General features: G+C 72.6%; 4 protein-coding genes. All 4 read right to left on the bottom strand.

Annotated features, from left to right (window positions below; genetic code table 11):
• Positions 1–839, bottom strand: an 839-nt coding sequence (locus G6W55_RS37005; RefSeq protein ID WP_175524986.1) for an enoyl-CoA hydratase/isomerase family protein, incomplete at its 3' end; no start/stop codon positions are given.
• Positions 836–2,053, bottom strand: coding sequence for an acetyl-CoA C-acyltransferase (locus tag G6W55_RS37000; protein ID WP_175524985.1), 1,218 nt, complete (start codon positions 2,051–2,053; stop codon positions 836–838). The genes G6W55_RS37000 and G6W55_RS37005, both read right to left, overlap by 4 nt.
• A gap of 450 nt (positions 2,054–2,503) precedes the next feature.
• Positions 2,504–3,829: a ribonuclease D gene (locus G6W55_RS36995; RefSeq protein WP_175524984.1), complete on the bottom strand. Its 1,326-nt coding sequence runs from the start codon at positions 3,827–3,829 to the stop codon at positions 2,504–2,506.
• Positions 3,830–3,950: 121 nt separating this feature from the next.
• On the bottom strand, positions 3,951–4,081 hold a 131-nt coding region (locus G6W55_RS36990), incomplete at its 5' end, for a LuxR C-terminal-related transcriptional regulator (RefSeq protein ID WP_217687846.1).

Raw genomic sequence — 4,081 nt, 5'->3', positions numbered from 1 at the left:
ATGTCCAGCGCGCGGTAGGCGGCCGGGGCCGCGCCGTGCACCTTGGAGTCGGCGACGAACCGGCCGCGCGCGACGGCCTGGTCCCACGCCTCACCGCGGTCGATCACCGGACGCTCGACCTCGATCTCGCCCTTGAGGACCCGCGCGGTCCACAGCAGCGACTGCTCCAGGAAGTCCGCGCCCTCGAACAGCGCGTCCGCGATGCCGAGTTCGAAGACCTGGCTGCCCTTGAGCTGCTTGTTCTGGTTGAGGCTGTTCTCGATGATCACCGAGACGGCCTTGTCGGCGCCGATCAGGTTCGGCAGGATCGTGCAGCCGCCCCAGCCGGGCACCAGACCGAGGAAGACCTCGGGCAGCGAGAACGCGGGCAGCGCCTTGGAGACGGTGCGGTACGAGCAGTGCAGACCGACCTCGACACCGCCGCCCATCGCCGCGCCGTTGTAGTAGGCGAAGGTGGGCACGGCCAGCGCCGCGAGGCGCTTGAAGACCTCGTGGCCGCCCTTGCCGATGGCCAGCGCGTCCTTGTGCTCCTTCAGCAGCTCGACACCCTTGAGGTCGGCGCCGACGGCGAAGATGAACGGCTTGCCGGTGATGCCCGCGCCCACGATCTCGCCCGCCGCGGCCTCAGCCTCGACGCGGTCGATCGCGGCGTCGAGGTTGGCCAGGGACTGCGGGCCGAAGGTGGTCGGCTTGGTGTGGTCGAAGCCGTTGTCGAGGGTGATCAGGGCGAAGCGCCCCGCCCCGAACGGCAGGTCCAGGTGGCGTACGTGCGCCTGGGTCACGACCTCGTCGGGGAACAGCTCGGCCGCGCCCTTGAGCAGTTCGGTGGTGGTGCTCACTTGTCCCCCTCGAAGTGCGGGTTCTCCCAGATGACCGTCGCGCCCATGCCGAAGCCGACGCACATGGTGGTCAGGCCGTAGCGGACCTGCGGCTGCTCCTCGAACTGACGGGCGAGCTGCGTCATCAGACGCACGCCGGAGGAGGCCAGCGGGTGACCGAAGGCGATGGCGCCGCCGTACTGGTTGACGCGCGCGTCGTCGTCCGCGATGCCGTAGTGGTCGAGGAAGGCCAGCACCTGGACGGCGAAGGCCTCGTTGATCTCGAACAGACCGATGTCGGAGATCGACAGACCCGCCTGGGCGAGCGCCTTCTCCGTGGCCGGGATCGGGCCGTAGCCCATGACCTCCGGCTCCACGCCCGCGAAGGCGTAGGAGACCAGGCGCATCTTGACCGGCAGGCCGTTCTCGCGCGCGAAGTCCTCGGACGCGATCAGGGAGGCGGTCGCGCCGTCGTTCAGACCGGCCGCGTTGCCCGCGGTGACCCGGCCGTGGACCCGGAAGGGGGTCTTCAGACCGGAGAGGTTCTCCAGGGTGGTGCCCGGGCGCATCGGCTCGTCGGCGGTGACCAGGCCCCAGCCCGTCTCACCGGCCTCCGGGTTCGTGCGGCGCACCGAGATCGGCACCAGGTCGGCCTGGATCTTGCCGTCGGCGTACGCCTTGGCGGCCTTCTCCTGGGAGCGCACCGCGTACTCGTCCGCGCGCAGCTTGGTGATCTGCGGGTAGCGGTCGTGCAGGTTCTCCGCGGTCATGCCCATGAACAGGGCGGACTCGTCGACCAGCTTCTCGCTGACGAAGCGCGGGTTGGGGTCCACGCCCTCGCCCATCGGGTGCCGGCCCATGTGCTCGACACCGCCGGCCACGGCGACGTCGTACGCGCCGAAGGCGACGGAACCGGCGACCGCGGTGACGGCGGTCAGGGCGCCGGCACACATGCGGTCGATGGAGTAGCCGGGCACGGAGGTCGGCAGACCGGCCAGGATGCCGGCGGTGCGGCCGAGGGTCAGGCCCTGGTCACCGATCTGCGTGGTCGCGGCGATGGCGACCTCGTCGATCTTCTTGGGGTCGAGACCGGGGTTGCGGCGCAGCAGCTCCCGGATCGCCTTCACGACGAGGTCGTCGGCGCGGGTCTCGTGGTAGATGCCCTTCGGGCCCGCCTTGCCGAACGGGGTGCGGACGCCGTCGACGAAGACGACGTCCCTGACGGTACGAGGCACGATGGCTCTCCTCCAGGGTGCGGGATGGCACTGCTGCGACGCGCAGAGCTGAGCGCGCGCTCAGCGCCCATGCTACTTGTGGGTAACGTAGCTGCCCAGTCCCGGAGCCCCAAGCGGCGAAGGTCACACCACCGACGTAACGCCGGACCGGCGCGAGCGGCCACCCGCCCAAGATCTTGGCGCGATCTCGACGGCCGTCCCCACAGGCGCACCGCCGCGCCGGACGCCCTGCCTCTGCCGTCCCGGCGCGACCGGCGGCGCGGCGCCACCCTTCCGGCGAGCCCGCGCCCCGTTGTTTTCGCCGTACCTGATCCCGCGGGTCACGGGGCCTGGGGAGCCCAGGGGGCGCCGAGCCCGGTGAGGGTGGCGGTGTCCGACTCCTGGCCGGGCGGCCGCGTCGGCGCGGGTATGTCGCCGTGCCCGGTGCTGCCGTACAGCCCCCCCGGGCGGTCAGGCCGTCAAGGCCGCCGCCAGTGCCGGGGCCACCTGGTCCACCTGCCAGGGGCGGGCGCCGAGGGCGGTGAGGGCGGCGGCGACGGAGTCAGGGTCGGCCGGCTGCGGGGGCTCCCAGCAGACGCGGCGGACCGCGTCCGGGGCGATCAGGTTCTCCTGCGGCATGTTCAGCTTCTCGGCCAGCTTGGAGACGGCCGTGCGGGCCGCGCTGAGCCGGGCCGCGGCCGCCGGGTCCTTGTCGGCCCAGGCCCGCGGCGGCGGCGGTCCCGCCACCGGCTGGCCCGGCTGCGGCAACTGGGCCTCGCTGAGCGACTTGGCCCGGTCGACGGCGGCCTGCCACTGTTCGAGCTGGCGGCGGCCCATCCGGTGGCCGTAGCCGTTCAGCGCGGAGAGCGCGTGCACATTGGCCGGCAGCGACAGCGCGGCCTCCACGATCGCCGCGTCGGACAGCACCTTGCCCGGGGACACGTCCCGCCGCTGGGCGATCCGGTCGCGGGTCTCCCACAGCTCCCGCACCACCCCGAGCTGCCGCCGCCGGCGCACCTTGTGCATACCGGACGTACGGCGCCAGGGGTCCTTGCGCGGCTCCGGCGGCGGGGCCGAGGCGATCGCGTCGAACTCCTGGTGGGCCCACTCCAGCTTGCCCTGCCGGTCCAGCTCCGCCTCCAGCGCGTCGCGCAGGTCGACGAGCAGCTCGACGTCCAGCGCGGCGTACCGCAGCCAGGGCTCGGGGAGGGGGCGGGTCGACCAGTCGACCGCGGAGTGTCCCTTCTCCAGGACGAAACCGAGGACGCCCTCGACCATGGCGCCCAGACCGACCCGCGGGAACCCGGCCAGCCGTCCGGCCAGCTCGGTGTCGAACAGCCGCGTCGGCACCATGCCTATGCCGCGCAGACAGGGCAGGTCCTGGGTGGCCGCGTGCAGCACCCACTCGACGCCGGACAGGGCCTCGCCGAGCCCGGACAGATCGGGACAGGCCACGGGGTCGATGAGCGCGCTGCCGGCGCCCTCGCGGCGGAGCTGCACCAGATAGGCGCGCTGTCCGTAGCGGTAGCCGGAGGCCCGCTCGGCGTCCACGGCGACGGGCCCGGAGCCGGCGGCGAACGCGGCGATCACCTCGGCGAGGGAGGCGGCGTCGGCGACGACGGGCGGAATGCCCTCGCGGGGTTCGAGCAGCGGAACGGGAGCGGGGGCCGGCTCGTGCGCCGGCTCGGTCGTGCGCGCCCCGGAAACAGGAGAACCAGTGGATCCGCCGTCGTCCGGAGGGGCGCCTCCGGTGGTTCGCAGTGAACTGGCTGCTGCGGTTTCTTGGGCGTCGGTCACCTGTCAAGGGTATCTGTGTATCGACGGCGCCCGCCGACGGAACGTTCCGCCGACGGGCGCCGCAGGGTCGTAAACCGGTCAACCAGGTCGGTGTGCCCGGTGGGTCCGGTGCTCGGTGGGTTCAGTGGATGATGCCGGTCCGCAGGGCGACCGCGACCATCCCGGCACGGTCGCCCGTGCCGAGCTTGCGGGCGATGCGGGCCAGGTGGCTCTTGACGGTCAGCGCGGACAGGCCCATCGAGACGCCGATGG

The sequence above is a fragment of the Streptomyces sp. CAI-85 genome (assembly GCF_013363615.1).
Lineage (GTDB): Bacteria > Actinomycetota > Actinomycetes > Streptomycetales > Streptomycetaceae > Streptomyces > Streptomyces antibioticus_B.
This window is presented reverse-complemented; position numbering and strand designations above follow the sequence as displayed.